At 60.8% G+C, this 19,353-nt stretch carries 15 protein-coding genes and 3 pseudogenes; 9 read left to right on the top strand and 9 right to left on the bottom strand.

Going from position 1 to position 19,353, the window contains the following annotated elements; translation table 11 throughout:
* The first annotated feature begins 30 nt into the window (after positions 1–30).
* Positions 31–726 (top strand): response regulator, encoded by a 696-nt coding sequence (locus F8N21_RS00125; RefSeq protein ID WP_150640165.1) that lies wholly within the window; start codon positions 31–33, stop codon positions 724–726.
* Between the two features lie 117 nt (positions 727–843).
* On the opposite strand, the gene F8N21_RS00120 is transcribed toward F8N21_RS00125, so the two are convergent.
* On the bottom strand, positions 844–1,890 hold the full coding sequence (locus tag F8N21_RS00120; RefSeq protein WP_150640164.1) for a patatin-like phospholipase family protein: 1,047 nt from the start codon (positions 1,888–1,890) through the stop codon (positions 844–846).
* 221 nt (positions 1,891–2,111) lie between these two features.
* Between F8N21_RS00120 and F8N21_RS00115 the strand changes: the two genes are divergently transcribed.
* Positions 2,112–2,390, top strand: coding sequence for a hypothetical protein (locus F8N21_RS00115; RefSeq protein ID WP_150640163.1), 279 nt, complete (start codon positions 2,112–2,114; stop codon positions 2,388–2,390).
* Between the two features lie 112 nt (positions 2,391–2,502).
* The gene (locus F8N21_RS00110; protein WP_150640162.1) at positions 2,503–3,261 is read left to right on the top strand and encodes a CHAD domain-containing protein; all 759 of its coding nucleotides are present in this window, start codon (positions 2,503–2,505) and stop codon (positions 3,259–3,261) included.
* A gap of 320 nt (positions 3,262–3,581) precedes the next feature.
* Here F8N21_RS00110 and F8N21_RS00105 read toward each other — a convergent pair whose 3' ends face one another.
* Entirely contained in the window at positions 3,582–3,797 is a 216-nt protein-coding gene (locus F8N21_RS00105) for a hypothetical protein (protein WP_150640161.1), read from the bottom strand.
* Between the two features lie 248 nt (positions 3,798–4,045).
* Between F8N21_RS00105 and F8N21_RS00100 the strand changes: the two genes are divergently transcribed.
* Positions 4,046–4,843 (top strand): acyl-CoA thioesterase, encoded by a 798-nt coding sequence (locus F8N21_RS00100; RefSeq protein ID WP_150640160.1) that lies wholly within the window; start codon positions 4,046–4,048, stop codon positions 4,841–4,843.
* A gap of 29 nt (positions 4,844–4,872) precedes the next feature.
* Here F8N21_RS00100 and F8N21_RS00095 read toward each other — a convergent pair.
* The 3 genes and pseudogenes from F8N21_RS00095 to F8N21_RS00085 form a co-directional block, all read right to left on the bottom strand.
* A pseudogene (locus F8N21_RS00095) lies at positions 4,873–5,103 on the bottom strand (terminase); the annotation flags it as partial.
* A gap of 315 nt (positions 5,104–5,418) precedes the next feature.
* Complete coding sequence (locus F8N21_RS00090) at positions 5,419–6,900, bottom strand: methyl-accepting chemotaxis protein (protein WP_150640159.1); 1,482 nt, start codon at positions 6,898–6,900, stop codon at positions 5,419–5,421.
* Between the two features lie 220 nt (positions 6,901–7,120).
* Positions 7,121–7,927 carry a TatD family hydrolase gene (locus F8N21_RS00085; RefSeq protein ID WP_150640158.1) on the bottom strand — a complete coding sequence of 269 codons (807 nt, stop codon included), beginning with the start codon at positions 7,925–7,927 and terminating at the stop codon, positions 7,121–7,123.
* 234 nt (positions 7,928–8,161) lie between these two features.
* On the opposite strand from F8N21_RS00085, the gene F8N21_RS00080 reads away from it, so the two are divergent.
* Positions 8,162–9,583, top strand: coding sequence for a transglycosylase SLT domain-containing protein (locus F8N21_RS00080; RefSeq protein ID WP_150640157.1), 1,422 nt, complete (start codon positions 8,162–8,164; stop codon positions 9,581–9,583).
* Positions 9,584–9,589: 6 nt separating this feature from the next.
* Here the strand turns inward: F8N21_RS00080 and mnmC are convergent, their stop codons facing one another.
* On the bottom strand, positions 9,590–11,572 hold the full coding sequence (mnmC, locus tag F8N21_RS00075; RefSeq protein ID WP_150640156.1) for a bifunctional tRNA (5-methylaminomethyl-2-thiouridine)(34)-methyltransferase MnmD/FAD-dependent 5-carboxymethylaminomethyl-2-thiouridine(34) oxidoreductase MnmC: 1,983 nt from the start codon (positions 11,570–11,572) through the stop codon (positions 9,590–9,592).
* Between the two features lie 367 nt (positions 11,573–11,939).
* Between mnmC and pap the strand changes: the two genes are divergently transcribed.
* Complete coding sequence (gene pap / locus F8N21_RS00070) at positions 11,940–13,463, top strand: polyphosphate:AMP phosphotransferase (protein WP_150640155.1); 1,524 nt, start codon at positions 11,940–11,942, stop codon at positions 13,461–13,463.
* Between the two features lie 103 nt (positions 13,464–13,566).
* Complete coding sequence (locus tag F8N21_RS00065; RefSeq protein ID WP_150640154.1) at positions 13,567–14,751, top strand: thiolase family protein; 1,185 nt, start codon at positions 13,567–13,569, stop codon at positions 14,749–14,751.
* Positions 14,752–14,918: 167 nt separating this feature from the next.
* Here the strand turns inward: F8N21_RS00065 and F8N21_RS00060 are convergent, their stop codons facing one another.
* Positions 14,919–15,110, bottom strand: a complete 192-nt coding sequence (locus F8N21_RS00060; RefSeq protein WP_150640153.1) for a DUF6316 family protein — start codon at positions 15,108–15,110, stop codon at positions 14,919–14,921.
* Between the two features lie 207 nt (positions 15,111–15,317).
* Between F8N21_RS00060 and F8N21_RS00055 the strand changes: the two genes are divergently transcribed.
* The gene (locus F8N21_RS00055; RefSeq protein ID WP_150640152.1) at positions 15,318–16,277 is read left to right on the top strand and encodes a DMT family transporter; all 960 of its coding nucleotides are present in this window, start codon (positions 15,318–15,320) and stop codon (positions 16,275–16,277) included.
* A 137-nt stretch (positions 16,278–16,414) separates the two neighbouring features.
* Here the strand turns inward: F8N21_RS00055 and F8N21_RS31390 are convergent.
* Both F8N21_RS31390 and F8N21_RS00050 read right to left on the bottom strand, forming a co-directional pair.
* A pseudogene (locus tag F8N21_RS31390) lies at positions 16,415–16,655 on the bottom strand (EamA family transporter); the annotation flags it as partial.
* An 83-nt stretch (positions 16,656–16,738) separates the two neighbouring features.
* A pseudogene (locus tag F8N21_RS00050) lies at positions 16,739–17,354 on the bottom strand (DMT family transporter); the annotation flags it as partial.
* 118 nt (positions 17,355–17,472) lie between these two features.
* On the opposite strand from F8N21_RS00050, the gene aceK reads away from it, so the two are divergent.
* On the top strand, positions 17,473–19,194 hold the full coding sequence (gene aceK / locus F8N21_RS00045; protein ID WP_150640151.1) for a bifunctional isocitrate dehydrogenase kinase/phosphatase: 1,722 nt from the start codon (positions 17,473–17,475) through the stop codon (positions 19,192–19,194).
* Positions 19,195–19,353 lie beyond the last annotated feature (159 nt).

The raw sequence follows: 19,353 nt of genomic DNA, 5'->3' as shown, positions 1-19,353 counted from the left end.
TGGGATCTTTCCCTGCCGCGACCGGAATTAATGAGCCAGACCGCGACCATTTTGGTCATCGACGACGAACCGCAGATCCGCAAATTCCTGCGCATCAGCCTGGTCTCCCAAGGCTACAAAGTCCTTGAAGCCGGCAGCGGCAGCGAAGGCCTGGCCCAGGCCGCACTGAACAAACCGGACCTGCTAGTGCTTGACCTCGGCCTGCCGGACATGGACGGGCAACAGGTGCTGCGTGAGTTTCGCGAATGGTCGACGGTGCCGGTGCTGGTACTGTCGGTGCGCGCGAACGAAGGGCAGAAAGTCGAAGCACTGGATGGCGGTGCCAACGACTACGTGACCAAGCCGTTCGGCATTCAGGAATTCCTCGCCCGGGTGCGCGCCTTGCTGCGTCAGGCCCCGACGGGCGAAGCCCGGGAAGCGGCGCTCAATTTCGGCCCGCTGACCGTCGACCTGGCCTATCGCCGGGTACTGCTGGATGGCCACGAAGTGGCCCTGACCCGCAAGGAATACGCAGTGCTGGCGCAACTGGCGCGGCATCCGGGACGGGTCATCACCCAACAGCAATTGCTCAAGGACATCTGGGGCCCGACCCATACCGAGGACAGCCATTACCTGCGGATTGTGGTCGGACATTTGCGGCAGAAACTGGCGGACGACCCGACACAACCGAGGTTTATCGTGACCGAGGCGGGGGTGGGGTATCGGTTGTTGGATGTCTTGAGTTAGGTGTCGATCCTGAAAAGATCGCAGCCTGCGGCAGCTCCTATGGTTTTGTGTTCGCCTCGATATCTGCAGTATGCGCGGTCGGCGTAGGAGCTGCCGCAGGCTGCGATCTTTTGATCTTTAATTTTTCTCATTCTCATACCGTTCCAGCGTATCCCGGGCGATCTCGCGGCCGAGGGCGATCAGCTCCGGGGCCTTGTAGAACTCGAAGAACCGGCACACCCGCTTCGGCACGTTGATCAGGATATCCGGCGGATAACCGGCGATTTTGTACTGCGCCAGGGAGGTCTGCATCACCTCGAAACTCTGGTTGATCAGATCCAGCAGCGACGCTGGGCCGACGTTGTCGATGATGAACGAACCGGTGGCCGACCTCGGCGCTCCTGCACCTTCGATTTCCGGGGCGGCAGCCGGTTGCTGGGCTTGCGGTTCGGCGGACTCGATCCACGGGTTGCTCAGGTCGGCAGCCTCGCTGCGCATGGCCTCCTGTTCGAGCAGCAACAACTGCTCGGCTGGCTTGCGTCGAAAGGGCAAATGCGAACCGAGGGAGTTGATCAGACTGTCGAACCGGCTCTTGAACGCGGCGGGGCGCTGAATCACCGGCAATTGATAGTGGCGCTGGTTGGTTGAGTTAAGGTTGACCGCGATAATCAGGTCGCAGTGGCTGGAGACCACCGGGACGATCGGCAGCGGGTTGAGCAGGCCGCCGTCAACCAGCATCCGATTGCCTTGCATCACCGGGGTGAACAGGCTGGGAATCGCCGCCGAGGCGCGCATGGCCTGATGCAGGCAGCCTTCCTGGAACCAGATTTCCTGCTGGTTGGTCAGGTCCGTGCACACCGCCGTGTAGGGGATGCGCAGGTCTTCGATATTGATTTCGCCGACGATCTTGCGGATCTGCCCGAATACCTTCTCCCCACGGATCGCCCCGAGACGAAAGCTGACGTCCACCAGGCGCAATACGTCGAGGTAGTCCAGGCTTTCAATCCAGTCCCGATAGTCATTGAGCTTGCCGGCGGCATAGATTCCGCCCACCACTGCCCCCATGGAACATCCGGCGATGCAGGCGATGTCATAACCGCGTCTTTCGATCTCTTCGATCACCCCGATATGGGCATACCCCCTGGCTCCACCCGAGCCCAGTACCAATGCGACGCGCTTCTTCATGACTGGCCCCTTCTCGAACATGCGTCAACAATGCACCCATCAAGGGTACCGCTTCAATCATTGTGGCTGGCTGGTGGCGGCCCAGGGTCGTTTTTTCGACACTCACTGACGGCAGGCGAGTATTCTCGCGCCAGCTACATTCTTCAGCGGTGGGCAAGGCACTTTTCGCGCGGCCTACCGTCTTACGTGCACGAATATTTTTTTATGTTGAGGTGTCATTGATGAAAGCCTGGATCTGTCTGCCTTTGATTGCGCTGGCTCTGGCCGGTTGTGCCGGTAAAACGGCGTACCGTGACAGTTGCGCCAGTCAGCTTGATACGGCCTGGCGTGAACTGGACCTGGCCAAGGTCGAAGGATTCGCGGGCACCGTCAGTTACTCCAAGGCACTATCCTTGTTGACCGGGGCCAAGACTCAGCAGCAGTTCGAAGCGTACGAAGGCTGTACCAAAAAGGCCGAGAAAGCCCGCTTCTACATCCGCGAGTCCCGCGCGGGGCGGTGATGCAGAGGAGCAGTTGCAAGTTGCAAGCCGCAAGCCGCAAGCTCGATGCACGCCGGCTGTTAGCTTGAAGCTTGCCGCTTGAACCTTGCGGCTGCCTCTATGGAGTAAACCTATGATTGACCGGTTGGTGGCTCGGTTGTTCGGCCTGGAAGTTCGCTTGCTGGCCTGCCAGGCGCGCTTGAATGCGCTGACCGATGCTGAAGCGCTGCACGACCTGCGTACCACGGTTCGCCGTCTGCGCAGCCTGTTGCGCCCTCTGCGCGGTTTGCCCGGTGTCGAGCAACTGGAGGCCGCGGCGGCTGCGGTTGGCGACTTGACCACACCCTTGCGCGACCGCGAAGTCCTGGCCGCGTACCTGCACAGCCACGGTCAGCCTGAAGCGGCCGAGCGCCGTATGCTGCAAATGGCCAAAGCCTATCCCGACGTGGCGAACAGCCCGCAGCTGGCGCAACTGTTCCTGATCCTCGACGCCTTTCCGCGCTTTCTGCGCGCTTCCCAGCGTCAGGGCTTGCTCAAAAGTTTGCGTCAGCGCATCGAAAAGCGTCTGGCCAAGCAATGGAAGAAACTGGATAAGGCGTTGCACGATCCGGCCCATGATCGGCATCGCTTGCGCCTGCTGATCAAGCGTGTGCGTTACGCCATCGAAGCCTATCCGGAACTGGATCGCCTGCCCAAACAGGCCATGCCACGGCTGAAAGCCGCTCAAGACTCGCTCGGCAACTGGCATGATTGCTTGCAATGGCTGGCCAAAGCCGAGCAAGAGCCCGATTTACTGCCGTGTGTGGCGGTCTGGCAAACCACCATGGCCAAGGCCGAAGAGCGCGCCGATCGCGTGCTGGACAAGTTGAGCGCGACTTGCTTCAAATCCTGACGCGCTCTTCGTACACCATGGCCCAGGCCGAAAGCCGCGCTCAACTCCTGACGCACTCCTCGTAGCAGCTGCCGCAGGCTGCGTTCGGCCGCGAAGCGGTCGTAAAACCTGCCGACGCGGTTCACCTGTTAAATCGCGACAACCGAACTCACGACTCGTAGCAGCTGCCAAAGGCTGCGTTCGGCCGCGAAGCGGTCGTAAAACCTGCCGACGCGGTTCACCTGTTAAATCGCGACAACCGAACTCACGACTCGTAGCAGCCGCCGAAGGCTGCGTTCGGCCGCGAAGCGGTCGTAAAACCTGCCGACGCGGTTCACCTGTTAAATCGCGACAACCGAACTCACGACTCGTAGCAGCTGCCGCAGGCTGCGTTCGGCCGCGAAGCGGTCGTAAGACCTGCCGACGCGGTTCACCTGTTGAATCGCGATAACCGAACTCACGACTCGTAGCAGCTGCCGCAGGCTGCGTTCGGCCGCGAAGCGGTCGTAAAACCTGCCGACGCGGTTCACCTGTTGAATCGCGATAACCGAACTCACGACTCGTAGCAGCTGCCGCAGGCTGCGTTCGGCCGCGAAGCGGTCGTAAAACCTGCCGACGGGGTTTTCCTGTTAAAACGCGATAACCGAACTCACGACTGCTGCGCAGCCTTCGGCAGCTGCTACGGGAGTGTGTGCACGGCGGAAGCGTGCGGCTTATCTGTCAGTCTTTTTGGCTGGAATAGGTGCTGTGCAGTCAGCGACGGGTGGTTAAGATCCTTGAGTCTTTTTCCTGGCTTGAGGTTTTCATGCGCTTTTCCGATTTGGTCGATGCTGTCCGCAGCCATCCGCTCGAGCTGTCTATCCCGGCGCAATGGGCTCAGGGGCGTGCCAGTTTTGGTGGGTTGATGGCCGCCCTGCAGTACGAAGCCATGCGCGCCAAAGTCCCGGCCGATCGTCCGGTGCGCTCGTTGGCCATTACTTTTGTCGGGCCGGCCGAGCCCGATGTACCCATCAGCTTTGAAGTGGATGTGCTGCGCGAAGGCAAGGCGGTCAGCCAGGTGCTGGGCCGGGCCATGCAGAACGGTCAGGTGGTGACCCTGGTCCAGGGCAGTTTTGGCGCCTCGCGTCCATCCGAAATCGACGTTGCGGCCGAACCGGCACCGGCCATGAAACACTGGGACGAGTGCCAGGAACTGCCTTACATCCAAGGCGTGACCCCGGAATTCATGCGCCATCTGGCGATGCGCTGGAGCCTCGGTGGTTTGCCGTTCACCGGTAACAAGTCGCGGGAAATGGGCGGCTGGGTGCGCTTGCGCGGGGATGTGAAGGAAGAACCGTTGAGCGAGGCGCATATTCTGGCACTGGTGGATGCCTGGCCTCCGGCCCTGTTGCCGCACCTGAGCAAACCGGCGGCAGGCAGTACCCTGACCTGGACCATCGAATTCGTCCAGCCCTTGCTGAAATTGAGCACTCTGGACTGGTGCAAGTACCTGGTGGTGATCGAGCATGCCCGCGACGGTTATGGGCACGCGGCGGCAGCATTGTGGAGTGCTGAAGGACAGTTGATCGCCATGAGCCGGCAGACGGTTACCGTCTTTGGTTAAACCCACTCAGTAAACGGCCCGCAGGCTTACGCCTCGAGGCTGTGACCGTGGCGTTGCAGGACTAATGCGGCGAGCAGCCCGACGATACCAATGGCAACGCTCGAAAAACTCATCCCGAACACCCCCGTAACAATCAACAGGAACCCCAGGACAAACAGTTGCAGGGCAATCAGCTGCAACACCCGATTGGTCGGATTGCGCGGGTGGCCTGGATGAACACGCCATTGCCAGGCGGGGAAGTGGGGGTGACGTTTGCCCATAATCGCGGTCCTCGATCCGTTGCAACCTATAGATAAAGAATAGGCCCGCCAGAGGGCTTGGGCGAATCGAGGCTGGCTATGGGGGTGATAGATGGGGACGGGAGATTAAGAGTGTCAGTCAAGCTTTAGTCTGGAGGGCATTTGTGGCGAGGGGGCTTGCCCCGCTCGGCTGCGAAGCAGTCGTAAACCCGGTATATGTGGTGTGCCTGGAAGGAATGAGTTTTCAGGTTTTGGGGCTGCTTCGCAGCCCAACGGGGGCAAGCCCCCTCGCCACAAGGTCTGCGCTCGGCGCCTCTTTCTTGTTTGACCGCGTCGTCACAACTTGAGCTGACCTATGGCCTTGCTCAATTCACCGGCCAACGTCGCCAGTTCGTGACTGGTAGTGGCCGAGTCGACGGTCTGTTGCACGGTGTTTTCGGTCACGTCGCGAATGCTCACCACCGCGCGATTCATTTCTTCGGCAACCTGACTTTGCTGCTCGGCCGCAACGGCAATCTGCGTATTGCTTTCGCGCATCTGCGCCACCGCGCTGGTGATTTCGGCAAGCGCCGCGCCGGCTTCCTGGGCCTGTTGCACACAATCGTCGGCCTTGAACGAGCTTTCCTGCATGAAGTCCACGGCGTCCCGGGTCCCGGCTTGCAGGGTGGAGACCATCAGGGTGATTTCGTCGGTGGAGGCCTGGACCCGTTTGGCCAGGTTACGCACTTCGTCGGCGACCACCGCAAAACCGCGGCCCATTTCACCGGCCCGAGCTGCCTCGATCGCAGCGTTGAGCGCGAGCAGGTTGGTCTGTTCGGCGATGCTGTGAATCACCCCGACCACGCCGTTGATCTTCTGGCTGTCTTCGGCCAGGCGCTGAATCATCTCGGCGGTTTGCTGGACGCCGCTGGACAGCCCGGCAATCGATTTCTGCACGCGGCTGACCACTTCCTGCCCGCTGCCGGCCAGGGTGTCGGCGGTCTGCGACAAGTCACGGGTCGCTCCAGCGTGCTGGGCAATGTGATAAACCGTGGCCGACATCTGGTTGATTGCGGTGGCGGCCTGGTCGGTCTCGCTTTGCTGACCGAGCATGCCTTGGTGTACCTCGTTCATGCTCGACGCCAGACGCGCGGCACCAACATCCAGTTGTTTGGCGGTGTTCGCCACGGTGTTGACCACCCGTTGGTAGCCGGCCTGCATGGCATTGAACGCGCTGGCCATCTGCCCGACTTCATCGGTGCACGCCAAGGGCACGCGGGCCGACAGGTCGCCGGTCTTCTCCACATGCAACATCACGTCTTTCAAGGTATTGAGCTGGCTGAGCAAAAACCGGATCAGCAGCTGCGAGGCACCGAGCATCGCCAGCATCAGGATGAATACCGCCACCGCGTAATTGGGCAGACGCTCGCCGAACACCTGGCTCAGGCTCGGGCCGTAGGCGAGTATCGCAACCTGCTGACCGTCTGCTCGGGACACCACCTGGGCACCCATCAGCGGGTTGTTGCCGAACAGCGGCATAACGTTGAAATCGACCCAGCCGCTGGCGCTTTTCAACTCGGTCAAGGGCTGTCCGTTCAAGGAGGGCGTTTCACCACGGCTGAAGCTCAACAGGTGCCCGGCCTTGGGCAAGGCTTGTCCCTCGGGCCAGGCATCGAGCAAACGCGCCTGGGCCAGGGCCGAGGCTTGCGAAGCCTGGCTGCGGGCTTGCTGCTCGAGCTGTACGGCATACAGCACCAACAACAGGGTAGTGATAAACGCGACCGCGTTGACGGCCCAGAATTTGTACTTCAGTGAGATATTGCTAAGCCAGGCACCCATGGAAGGTCTTCTCTGATAGCGGAAACAGTTTTGGCAAGGTGCCATTATTGTGCCGGTACGCAGGGGAAGGGGTGTTGATGTGGGTCAATGGCGGGGATGGCCCCCTGTGGGAGCGAGCTTGCTCGCGATGGACTCAAGGGCGGCGCGTTTATTCAGCAAACATGCGTTATCGTTAACGTCCATCGCGAGCAAGCTCGCTCCCACAATTAATCTGGCTGCTTCACTCTATCGAAGGCAGCCCGAAAAACGCCCGCGCACACGCGCTGCTATTCGCCGCCACGTCCTCCAGACTCTCACCCCGATGCAACGCCACTTCGCGCAGCACTTCGGTCAGGTACGCCGGTTCGTTGCGGCCGTTTTTCGGTTTCGGTCGCAGGCTGCGCGGCAGCAGATAGGGCGCATCGCTTTCCAGCATCAAGCGATTGGCGGAAATCTCGCGAACCAGCGGGTGCAGGTGAGTGCCACGGCGCTCGTCGCAGATCCAGCCGGTAATGCCGATATGCAAATCGAGGTCGAGGTAGCTGAACAGCGCGCGTTTCTCGCCGGTAAAACAATGCACCACCGCGGCGGGCAAGCGATCACGGAAGTCGCGCAGGATCTCCAGCAGTCGCTGACTGGCGTCACGCTCGTGGAGGAATACCGGCAGTTGCAGCTCGACGGCCATCGCCAGATGTTCTTCGAGGACCTTTTCCTGTTGCGGACGTGGCGAAAAATCACGATTGAAATCCAGCCCGCATTCCCCCACGGCACGCACGCTCGATTCCTTGAGCAGACCGCGCAAGCGTTGGGCGCTGTCGGCGTTCCAGTCGCTGGCAGAGTGGGGGTGAATCCCGGCAGTGGAGAATAGCCGCTGCCCGCTTTCGTCCAGGTGTTGGCACAGTTCAAACGCCTGCTCACTGCCCTCGACACTGGTGCCGGTCAGCACCAGTTGGCAGATCCCGGCGGCATAAGCGCGGTCGAGTACTGCCTGGTGTTTGTCGGCGAAACTGGGGTTGGTCAGGTTGACGCCGATATCGATGAGTTGCATGGTGCTACCTCAGGCCAAGGCCGGAAAGCATATCAGAGCTGAAGATTTATAAGAAAAGCCCAGAACTACAATGAGTTAAAGCTGTCTCTTGATGCCAGAAGACAGCTTCGGCTGAAAAACCAGCCGTCGCGCAGCTCGTCTTCGCACCCATGTCTGCGCTCAGGCGCTCTGTTTCTGTCGCCCAACTTCCCCAAATAACGGGTGAAGCTGGACAGTATTCTTCCCGGAGAGCGGATGACGCGACCCTTGGTTTTGCTATTGCTGTGCTTGTCGATGCTGCTGCCCCTGCCGGCGGTTGCGCGTCTGGCCGGCCCGCTGGTGGCCGCAAAGGCGAGCAAGGTTCGCGACCTGGCGCAGATCCGCGGCAGCCAAGTCCTGCGGGTACTGGTCAACCAGAGCCGCAACAGTTCCGGCGAAGTCAAGGGCCAGGCCATTGGCGTCGAATACCATCGCCTGCGAGCCTTTGAGCAATACCTCAACGGCCGCGCCCGCGACGGTCAGGAAATCCGCCTCAAGATCATTCCCAAAGCCAAGGACCAACTGCTCGGCGCCCTGCGGCGCGACGAGGGTGATCTGGTGGCTCCCGGTGAATTGCTCGACCTGCAGTCCACTAAAGGAGTCAGCGCCAGTGACCCGATTGTCAGTAACGTGCCGTTATTGTTGGTCGGGATCAAAGGTGAGCGGCGCTTCACCCGCGTTGAGCAACTGTCCGGGCGTACGGTGGCGTTGACCACGGGCAGCGCGGCGGGCGATGCGATCAATGAGATCAATCAGAAACTGGCGTTGCACAAGTTAGCGCCGATCAAGATCGAATGGGTCGATCCAAGCCTGGCCGTCGAAGATGTGCTGGAAATGGTCCAGGGCAAGATTTTTCCCCTGACCATCGTCGAGCAACCGATTGCCGAGCGTTGGGGCAAGATTTTTCCCAAGCTGCGCTTCGACCGGCAGGTGGTCATCAGCGAACCGGGCGAAGAGTTCTGGTTTGTCCGGCGCGATGCCTCGATGCTGCGGGCGAGCATCGACCGTTTCCTGAAAACCTATAATGCCCCGTCGGATCAGGACGTCGCGTTGCAGCGCACCTACCGTCGCCTGTACAAGGTTCACTATCCCTTGGCCCGCGCCGATCGCCAGCGCCTGGAAAAACTGCGCCCGGTTCTGCAAAAGCATGCCCGCGAACAGGGCATGGACTGGCTGAACCTGGCGGCGCTGGCGTTCAAGGAATCCTCGCTGCAACCCAATGCCAGGAGTGGCAGCGGGCCGACCGGGTTGATGCAAATTACCCCCTCTGCGGCCCAGCGGGTGGGGGTCAAAAATATTCAGTCCCTCGACAGCAACGTACAGGCCGGGGCCAGGTACCTGGCGCTGATCCGCCGCAAGTTCTTTTCCAGCCCCAAGCTCAACGAGCGCGAACGCATGGCCTTTGTCCTGGCCGCCTACAACATGGGCCCGGAGCGGGTGCAGGGCATGCGCACCGAGGCCAAGCGTCGTGGTCTGAATCCCAACCAGTGGTTCTTCCAGGTGGAACGGATTGCCATGGAACAGGTGGGCATGGGCGCCGTCAGCTATGTGAACAGCGTCAACAAGTACTACCTGGCGTTCGATCGGGAGCGGGAATCGTTGGAGCCCGAGGCGCAAAAGGTCGCCTCGAGCCAATGATCGATATCAGCTCTTGCCGCGAATCAAGGTGCGCAAGGCAAAACGATTCGGATGACAGGCCTCGGCCACGCTTCTGGGCAGCGGCAGCGGTTCGTTCTCCAGCCAGGCGGCCAGCAGTTCGCCGGACAGCGGGGCGGTAATCAGGCCACGAGAGCCATGGCCGCTGTTGACGTACAAACCGTCCAGCCAAGGGCAGCGGTGGTCTGGCACTTGCCGGGCGTCCTTGGCCAGCGCGGCGTAGGTCTGGGCGAAAGCCTGGTGATCGGCCAAGGGGCCGACGATGGGCAGGTAATCGGGGCTGGTGCAGCGAAAGGCGGCGCGGCCTTGCAGTTGCTCGGGGTCCAGTTGTTCGGCGTGCAGGCGCTTGACCAGGTCGCTGGAGATTTCTTCCAGCAACTCCAGATTGCCGGCGTGCTCGGCGGCGGTCGGGGTCAGGTCGTCGCTCTTGAAGTCGAAGCTGGCGCCCAGGGTGTGTTCGCCCAACCGCGCCGGTGCGACATAACCTTCGGCGCAGACCACGGTGGCCAGACTCGCGCTTTCAGGGGTTTGTGCCAGGCGGGTGATCTGCCCGCGAATCCGTTTCAGTGGCAGCTGGCTGCTGGCCGGAAAGCGCTTGATCTCGGCGGCACCGGCCAAAATTACCACCGGAGCGCAGGCCAGCATCCTTGAGCCATCCCAGGCTTGCCATTGCTCATCGACCTTGCGCAACTCCAATGCATCGTGATGGCCCAGCACTTCAATCGCCGGATGCGCCGCCTGCCACCGACACAAGGCAGGGGGGTGAACCCAGCCGCCTTCGGGAAAGAACAAGCCGCCATGGGCCAGCGCGATACCCGCCCGGGCTTGTGCTTGCGACTGATCCAGCAGCTGCAACAGGTCCGGGGCAAAGGCTGCCGCAAGCTGTGCCTGACGCTCGGCTTCCTTGGCGTTGAAGGCCAGTTGCAGCACCCCGCAACCGTCCCAATCGACACCGCGCTGCAGCTGTTCGAGCAGGCGTCGGGTATGTCCGAAACCACTGACGATCAACTGCGACAGCGCCGTGCCGTGGGCCGACAGTTTGAGGTACAGCACGCCTTGCGGATTACCCGAAGCTTCCTCTGCGAGGGCGCCATGGCGTTCCAGCAGGCTGACCTGCCAGCCGCGTGCTGCAAGGCTCGCGGCACTGGCGCAACCGGCCAGTCCACCGCCGATCACCAGGCCCCGGCGTTCGCTGATCAACTGGTCAGGCCGGGCGAACCACGGCTTGCTCGCGACCGGCGCCGGCACGTCTTCGGGCCAGCCTAGGAATTCGCCACGCAGGATTTCCCATTTATGGCCGATGCCTGGGGTACGGCGCATCTTGAAACCCGCCGCATTCAGCAGGCGCCGGACCCAGCCGGTGCTGGTAAAGGTGCTGATGGTGGAGCCGGGGGCGGCCAGGCGGGCCAGTTCGGCAAACAGTTCGGCGGTCCACATTTCGGGATTTTTCGCCGGGGCGAAGCCGTCGAGAAACCAGGCATCGATCTGTGCGTCGAGTTGCGGCAGTTGCTCCAGCACGTCGCCGATCAGCAGGGTCAGGGTTACCCGTCCGCCATCGAGTACCAGGCGCTGGAAGCCCTGGTGGATGGCGACGTATTGCGCCAGCAGCTGATCGGCAAAGGGCTTCAAATCAGGCCAGAGGGCGAGGGCCCGTTGCAGGTCGGGCGGGCTCAGCGGGTATTTCTCCACGCTGACAAAATGCAGCCGCGCGCCGGCCACGGCCTGTTGCTCGAACAACTGCCAGGCGCAAAGAAAATTCAGCCCGGTGCCGAAGCCGGTTTCGCCGATGACCAGCCGCCCATTGGCCGGTAACGCGGCAAAGCGCTCGCTCAAGCGGTTCTGCTCGATGAACACGTAGCGGGTTTCTTCAAGGCCCGACTGGTCGGAAAAATACACATCGTCAAACACCCGCGAACGCGGGCGGCCTTGGTCGTCCCAGTCGAGCTGGGCGTGGGGCAGTTCAGTGATCATGGTCGGCTCGGCAGCGGCAAGGCAGCCATTCTAGCCGATCGCTGTCAGCGGGATTGATCTGTGGCAAGGTTGGGTGTTGATAGGGGGGTGAAAATCCCCGGCTGCCGAAATCTGTGGAGCCTGTAGCATCGCCAAAAGATCGCAGCCTGCGGCAGCTCCTACAGGTGTTGCGTACACCTGGTAATTCTCGGGTGAACTGGGTCGGCGTAGGAGCTGCCGCAGGCTGCGATCTTTTGATCTTTCTTTTATTCCTGATCATTCCGGTGCAGCCGAAAAGATCGCAGCCTGCGGCAGCTCCTACAGGATTTCTTACCACACAGAATTACCCAATCCGTTAGTCTTGCTCAATCTGGGAAGGGAGCCGCTCATGTTCGAATCCGCTGAAATCGGTCACGCCATCGACAAAGAAAGCTTTGAGGCCGAGGAGCCGGCCTTGCGTGAGGCCTTGCTCGAAGCGCAGTTCGAACTGCGTCAGCAAGGGCGATTTCCGGTCATCGTGCTGATCAATGGAGTAGAAGGCGCCGGCAAGGGCGAGACGGTCAAGTTGCTCAACGAATGGATGGACCCGCGGCTGATCGAAGTCCGCACCTTCGACCAGCAGACCGATGAAGAGCTGGCGCGGCCACCCGCCTGGCGCTACTGGCGGATGCTGCCGGCCAAGGGCCGGACCGGGATTTTTTTCGGCAATTGGTACAGCCAGATGCTGCAGGGCCGGGTTCATGGGCTGTTCAAGGACGCGGTGCTGGATCAAGCGATCAGTGGTGCCGAGCGCCTGGAAAAAATGCTCAGCGATGAAGGCGCACTGATCTTCAAGTTCTGGTTTCACCTGTCCAGGAAGCAGATGAAAAACCGCCTCAAGGTGTTGGCGGATGATCCGCTGCACAGCTGGCGTATCAGCCCGCTGGACTGGCAGCAATCGCAAACCTACGACAAGTTCGTCAAATACGGCGAGCGGGTGCTGCGCCGCACCAGCCGCGACTATGCACCCTGGCATGTGATCGAAGGCGTCGACCCGCATTACCGCAGCCTGACGGTGGGCAAGATTTTGCTCGACGGGCTGCAAGCCGCCCTGAACCGGCCCAGAATCAAACCCGTCTCGGTGACTGCCGCTCCGTTGCCCTCAAGTTTCAATCAACCGAGTCTGATCAGCAGCCTGGACCTGACCCGGAGCCTGGATAAAAACGACTACGAAGAGCAACTGATTACCGAGCAGGCGCGCTTATCCGGCCTGATGCGCGATAAACGCATGCGCAAGCACGCCCTGGTGGCGGTGTTCGAAGGCAATGACGCGGCCGGCAAGGGCGGGGCGATCCGTCGAGTGGCGGCGGCCCTCGATCCGCGGCAATACAGCATTGTGCCGATCGCCGCGCCGACCGAAGAAGAACGCGCCCACCCGTACCTCTGGCGGTTCTGGCGGCATATTCCGATGCGCGGCAAATTCACCGTGTTCGACCGCTCCTGGTATGGCCGGGTGCTGGTGGAGCGGGTCGAAGGCTATTGCAGTCGGGCCGACTGGATGCGTGCTTACGCCGAGATCAACGACTTCGAAGAGCAGATCAGCGAGGCTGGGCTGATTGTCGTCAAGTTCTGGCTGGCCATCGACAAACAAACCCAGATGGAACGTTTCCAGGCCCGCGAAGCGATTCCCTTCAAGCGTTTCAAGATCACCGAGGACGACTGGCGCAACCGCGAGAAGTGGGATGACTATCAAGCCGCTGTCTGCGACATGGTCGACCGCACCAGTACCGAGATTTCACTCTGGACCCTGGTGGAGGCCAACGACAAGCGCTGGGCCCGGGTCAAAGTGTTGCGCACCATCAATCAGGCACTGGAGGAGGCCTTCGAGAAGTCCGACAAACAGGCCAGGAAGGCGAAAGACAACAAGAAGTAAGCCGATGGTTATGCATACGCGGGGTGAATGATTGTCGCGGTCGGTAATAGGGTGGATTTATGCTCAGTCCACTTCCAACCCGACAACAACAATGAGGTATGCCATGCGTGAAGTGGTGATCGTCGATAGTGTGCGCACAGGTCTGGCCAAATCCTTTCGTGGCAAGTTCAACCGGACCCGTCCGGATGACATGGCTGCCCATTGCGTCAATGCACTGCTGACCCGCAACGGCATCGACCCGGCCAGCGTCGAGGATTGCATCGTCGGCGCCGGTTCCAATGAAGGCGCCCAGGGTTACAACATCGGCCGCAACGTCGCGGTGTTATCGAAACTGGGCACCGGCACCGCCGGCATGACCCTCAACCGTTTCTGCTCTTCGGGTTTGCAGGCGATTGCCATTGCCGCCAACCAGATCGCTTCCGGTTGCAGCGACATCATCATTGCCGGTGGCGTCGAGTCCATCAGCCTGACCATGAAGAGCGTCAACACCGACAACCTGATCAACCCGCTGCTCCAGGAGCAGGTGCCGGGCATTTACTTTCCCATGGGTCAGACCGCCGAAATAGTCGCCCGCCGCTATGGCGTCAGCCGCGAAGAGCAGGACCTGTACGCCCTGCAAAGTCAGCAGCGCACCGCCCAGGCCCAGGCCGCCGGGTTGTTCGATGATGAAATCGTGCCGATGGCGGTGAAATACGCAGTCGAAGACAAAACCACCGGTCAGGTGCAGATCGTCGACGGCGTCGTCGACCGTGATGACTGCAATCGCCCGGATACCACCCTGCAAAGCCTGGCCGGGTTGAAGCCAGTGTTTGCCCAAGACGGTTCGGTCACCGCGGGCAACTCCTCGCAGCTGTCCGATGGCGCGTCGATGACCCTGGTGATGAGCCTGGAAAAAGCCCTGGAACTGGGCCTCAAGCCCCGGGCATTTTTCCGTGGTTTCACTGTCGCCGGTTGCGAACCGGACGAGATGGGCATCGGTCCGGTGTTTTCGGTGCCCAAGCTGCTCAAGGCCAAGGGCTTGCAGGTGGCCGATATTGATCTCTGGGAACTCAACGAAGCCTTCGCCTCGCAGTGCCTGTACAGCCGTAATCGGCTGGAAATCGACAACCAGAAATACAACGTCAATGGCGGCTCGATTTCCATCGGTCACCCATTCGGCATGACCGGCTCGCGTCAGGTCGGGCATCTAGTGCGCGAACTGCAGCGGCGCAACCTGCGTTACGGCGTGGTGACCATGTGCGTGGGGGGCGGGATGGGGGCTACGGGGTTGTTTGAGGCGGTGCGATAATCTGCGCCAGGCGGTTAGTGTTGTAGCGCTCTTCTAATCGAGTAATCGAGTCTGGTGCGCGGCCGAAAAGATCGCAGCCTTCGGCAGCTCCTACGGGCTGCGGAACGGCATGACACCCCGCCGTCTGTAGGAGCTGCCGAAGGCTGCGATCTTTTATGTCACCACGGTCATTCGTCGGTACGCGCCTGCACCCGCTCGATATAAGCCCGGATCTCCTGTTCGGCATGATCCTGGTCATTGAACGGGCCTTCCAGGGTGTTTTCTCGGGTGCTGAAATACAACTCCCCATTGACGCGACAGATCCGACCACAACGAAAGTGAATGGAGGGGGCAGGGTCTTGTGCGCGCATGCTGAACATAGCGGGATCTCCTGAAAAGGTTGTGGTACCTCGATCTCAGACTATGTCCGAATTCCCGGAGGCGCCTGGCCTTCCGATCAGTGGCTCATCGCTAATATCACCTTGCGACCAGCACAGTCTTGTTAGCGGCTGGTCCCAAACTGTAACTGTGTAGAGGGACCGTCCAGGCCTAGAATGATTTTCTCGTCGTCTGGCTTTGGGGTTTGCATGCATATTTCGTCCGGTCGCTGGGTTTATGGCTTGTTCCTGGCCTTGCTGACCGCGCTGCTGTGGGGGATCTTGCCGATCAAACTCAAGCAGGTGTTGCTGGTGATGGACCCGGTCACGGTGACCTGGTATCGACTGACAGTGTCCGGTGGGTTGCTGTTCATTTACCTGGCGACGGTCAAGCGCTTGCCGAGTTGGCGAGTGCTCGGCCCGAAGGGTGGCTGGCTGGTGTTGATAGCAGTCCTGGGGCTGGTGGGCAACTACGTGCTGTACCTGATGGGCCTGAACCTGCTCAGCGCAGGCACCGCGCAGTTGGTGGTGCAAGTGGGGCCGGTCCTGTTGCTGATTGCCAGTCTGTTTGTGTTCAAGGAACGCTTCAGCCTGGGCCAGGGCATGGGTTTGCTGGTGCTGTTGATCGGCTTCGGGCTATTTTTCAATCAGCGCCTGATTGAACTGTTGACCTCGCTGAGCGATTACACCGCTGGCGTCTTGCTGGTGCTGGCGGCGTCGACGGTCTGGACCTTTTATGCCCTGGGGCAGAAGCAATTGCTCACGGTGTGGAATTCATTTCAGGTGATGATGGTGATCTACCTGTTTTGCGCGCTGCTGCTGACCCCTTGGGTGCATCCCCTGGAGGCGTTGCAACTGAGTCCGCTGCAAGGCTGGCTGCTGCTCGCTTGCTGTTTGAATACCCTGATCGCCTACGGCGCCTTTGCCGAAGCCCTGGCGCATTGGGAGGCCTCGCGGGTCAGCGCGACCCTGGCCATCACGCCGCTGGTGACCTTCGGCGCGGTGGCGCTGGCCGCCTGGCTCTGGCCTGAGTACGTGCAGGCTGAGCAGATCAATGGCCTGGGTTATGGCGGTGCGGTACTGGTGGTGCTCGGCTCGGCACTGGTCGCCCTGGGGCCATCGCTGATGGCCGGGTTGAGGGCTCGGCGGGTGCGGGTCGCGGCGGGTTGAGGTTATCAACAGATTTGCTGTGCAAGGGAGATTGCCAAGATCGCAGCCTGCGGCAGCTCCTACGGGTTTTGCGTACATCCATAACGGGTGTATGCGATCGGCGTAGGAGCTGCCGCAGGCTGCGATCTTTCAAGGACCTACCGGGCAACCACCTTCGATACCTTCGCCACCGTCGGTTTGAGCACCAACCACAACGCTCCGGCGATCAACACTCCGCCATACACATGAGCCATGGACAAGGGTTCATCGAGAAACAACGCGCCCCAGAGCACGCCGAACGGCGGGATCATGAAGGTCACGGTCATCGATTTGACCGGGCCGATCGAGCTGAGCAAACGGAAGAACAGGATGTACGCAAAGGCGGTGCACACGGTCTAACCGCCGCCGAAAAGATCGCAGCCTGCGGCAGCTCCTACGGGCTGCGGAATGACATGACACCCCGCCGTCTGTAGGAGCTGCCGCAGGCTGCGATCTTTTCGTAACCGAACAGCGGCAACAGAAACAGCGTCGCGCCGAGCATGCTGCCCAGCGCCGACAGGCGACTGTCGAGCCCGCCTTGCTGATCGAGCCAGCGGCGGGCGAGGAAACCGGCGAAGCCGTAACAGGTGGTCGCGAGCAGGCAGGCGAGGGCGCCCATCAGCAGCTCCAGGTTGAAGGCCATGGGACCGGCGCGGGTCAGAATGCCAACCCCGAACAATCCAAGGCACACCCCATCTTCGCCGGAGAAAGTTTTTCGCTGAAGAACACCCCGCCAATCAACACCCCCATCAGCGGCATCGTCGCGTTGAAGATCGCCGAGTAGCCGGCGGGCAATACCTGGGCCGCCACCGAATACATAGTCGCCGGAATCCCCGAGTTGATTACCCCGAGCAGTAGCACCGTCTTGAACTTGCGGCGAAAATCCCAGCTGATACGCATCAGCGCGAGGATCACCAGCAATCCGCTGGCGGCAATCGATACCCGAAAGAAGGCGATGGGGATAGTGCCAATCACTGGGGCGATGATGCGCATGAACAGGAAGCTCGCGCCCCAGATGGCGGCCAATGACAGCAGGCGCAGGATATCGACGGGGTTCACGGCTGTTCCTTCCTTGATTGGCGCGCAAGTGTGACGCATGGCAATGGTTGCGTTGCGTAACACTAGCCCTCTAAGCTCAGCCCTCAAATGCCAAGAACCATCCCTCAGAGGTTTTTCTATGCCGCAGCAATGGCCAGCCGCCGATATCGCCCGAATGATCCTCGATGGCTTCGACAATTACCGCGAGCATTTCCGTCAGATCACCGACGGCGCCCGGGCGCGGTTCGAGCAGGCGCAGTGGCAGGAGGCGCAGGTCGCCTCGGCGGCGCGGATCAACCTCTATGAAGAAAAAGTCAGTGAAGTGGTCGCTCGACTGCACCAGGCCTTTGACGGCGAGGCCATGCTGGACGTTACCTACTGGCCGCTGGTGAAAAGCGCCTACATCAGCCTGATCGACCTGCGGTTCGACGATGAACTGTCCGAGACCTGGTACAACTCGGCGTTCTGCGGGCTGTTCCGCCACGACCTGATCAGCGACGGCTGCATGTTTATCCACACCACTCGGCCAAGCCTGCGTCGGGCCCGTGCGGCGCAAACCCGTATCTATAAGCCCGAGGGCGAACTGTCGAGCATGCTCGAGCAGATCTTCGTCGACTACAGCTTCAGCGAGCCCTATGCCGATTTGCCTGGCGACCTGCGCCGGCTCGAAGCGCAGTTGCGCGAGAACCTGCCGGATTGGGTCTGCAAGGACCCGGAGCTGGCGGTCGAGCTGTTTTCCTCGGTGCTCTACCGCAACAAGGGCGCCTACCTGGTGGGACGCATCTATACCCACGACGAGCAATGGCCATTGGTGATTCCCTTTCTGCACCGAGAAGGCCGCGGGATTCAGATCGATGCGTTGATCACCGATGAGGCGGATGTGTCGATCATCTTCTCCTTCACCCGTTCGTATTTCATGGTCGATGTGCCGGTGCCGGCCGAGTTTATCGGCTTTCTCAAGCGTATCCTGCCGGGCAAGCACATCGCCGAGCTGTACACCTCGATCGGTTTCTACAAGCACGGCAAGTCCGAGTTCTACCGCTCGTTGATCAATCACCTGGCCAACACCGACGACCAGTTCATCATGGCCCCGGGTGTGCGTGGCATGGTCATGAGCGTGTTCACCTTGCCAGGCTTCAACACCGTATTCAAAATCATCAAGGACCGATTTGCGCCGTCGAAAAACGTCGACCGCGCGACGGTAATCGAAAAGTATCGCCTGGTAAAAAGCGTCGACCGGGTCGGGCGCATGGCCGATACCCAGGAGTTCGCCGACTTCCGTTTCCCCCTGAGCAAGTTCGAACCGGCGTGCCTGGCCGAGCTGCTGGAAGTGGCGGCGAAAACGGTGGAGGTCGAAGGCGACACGGTGCTGATCCGCCACTGCTGGACCGAGCGCCGGATGACGCCGTTGAACATGTACCTGGAAAACGCCAACGACGCGCAGGTGCGTGAAGCGCTGGAGGATTACGGCCTGGCGATCAAGCAACTGGCGGCGGCGAACATCTTCCCCGGCGACATGCTGCTGAAGAACTTCGGCGTTACCCGGCACGGCCGGGTGGTGTTCTATGACTACGACGAAATCTGCTTCCTGACCGAAGCCAACTTCCGCCACATCCCGGCCCCGCGTACCCCGGAAGATGAGATGTCTTCGGAGCCGTGGTACTCGATCGGGCCGCATGATGTGTTCCCCGAGGAGTTCCCGCCCTTCCTGTTCGCCGACGCAGGGCAGCGGCGGCTGTTCGATGAACTGCACGGCGAGCTGTACAACGCCGATTACTGGAAAGGCCTGCAAGCAGCGATTCGCGCTGGCAAGGTGATCGATGTGTTCCCGTATCGGCGCAAGGGGTTGGATAACGAGTAGTTCTCTGCGATTGCTGCGCAATCGATCGCGAGCAAGCTCGCTCCCACATTGGATGTGTGTCGGTCGCAAAATTTGATCTCGACGCAATCAAGTGTGGGAGCGAGCTTGCTCGCGATCGGCCGCGCAGAGGTCGTAAAATCTGCGACAATCCGCCCCCTG

It is taken from the genome of Pseudomonas fluorescens (assembly GCF_902497895.1).
GTDB lineage: Bacteria > Pseudomonadota > Gammaproteobacteria > Pseudomonadales > Pseudomonadaceae > Aquipseudomonas > Aquipseudomonas fluorescens_BP.
The sequence above is the reverse complement of the archived record's forward strand: the minus strand, read 5'-3'. Positions and strand labels throughout refer to the sequence as shown.

Coding starts and splice junctions, on each gene's coding strand:
- pap (WP_150640155.1), top strand. CDS start 11,940: ATGTTCGAATCCGCTGAAATCGGTCACGCCATCGACAAAGAAAGCTTT.
- F8N21_RS00060 (WP_150640153.1), bottom strand. CDS start 15,110: ATGTTCAGCATGCGCGCACAAGACCCTGCCCCCTCCATTCACTTTCGT.
- F8N21_RS00085 (WP_150640158.1), bottom strand. CDS start 7,927: ATGCAACTCATCGATATCGGCGTCAACCTGACCAACCCCAGTTTCGCC.
- aceK (WP_150640151.1), top strand. CDS start 17,473: ATGCCGCAGCAATGGCCAGCCGCCGATATCGCCCGAATGATCCTCGAT.
- F8N21_RS00080 (WP_150640157.1), top strand. CDS start 8,162: ATGACGCGACCCTTGGTTTTGCTATTGCTGTGCTTGTCGATGCTGCTG.
- F8N21_RS00065 (WP_150640154.1), top strand. CDS start 13,567: ATGCGTGAAGTGGTGATCGTCGATAGTGTGCGCACAGGTCTGGCCAAA.
- F8N21_RS00055 (WP_150640152.1), top strand. CDS start 15,318: ATGCATATTTCGTCCGGTCGCTGGGTTTATGGCTTGTTCCTGGCCTTG.
- F8N21_RS00100 (WP_150640160.1), top strand. CDS start 4,046: ATGCGCTTTTCCGATTTGGTCGATGCTGTCCGCAGCCATCCGCTCGAG.
- F8N21_RS00090 (WP_150640159.1), bottom strand. CDS start 6,900: ATGGGTGCCTGGCTTAGCAATATCTCACTGAAGTACAAATTCTGGGCC.
- F8N21_RS00110 (WP_150640162.1), top strand. CDS start 2,503: ATGATTGACCGGTTGGTGGCTCGGTTGTTCGGCCTGGAAGTTCGCTTG.
- mnmC (WP_150640156.1), bottom strand. CDS start 11,572: ATGATCACTGAACTGCCCCACGCCCAGCTCGACTGGGACGACCAAGGC.
- F8N21_RS00120 (WP_150640164.1), bottom strand. CDS start 1,890: ATGAAGAAGCGCGTCGCATTGGTACTGGGCTCGGGTGGAGCCAGGGGG.
- F8N21_RS00125 (WP_150640165.1), top strand. CDS start 31: ATGAGCCAGACCGCGACCATTTTGGTCATCGACGACGAACCGCAGATC.
- F8N21_RS00115 (WP_150640163.1), top strand. CDS start 2,112: ATGAAAGCCTGGATCTGTCTGCCTTTGATTGCGCTGGCTCTGGCCGGT.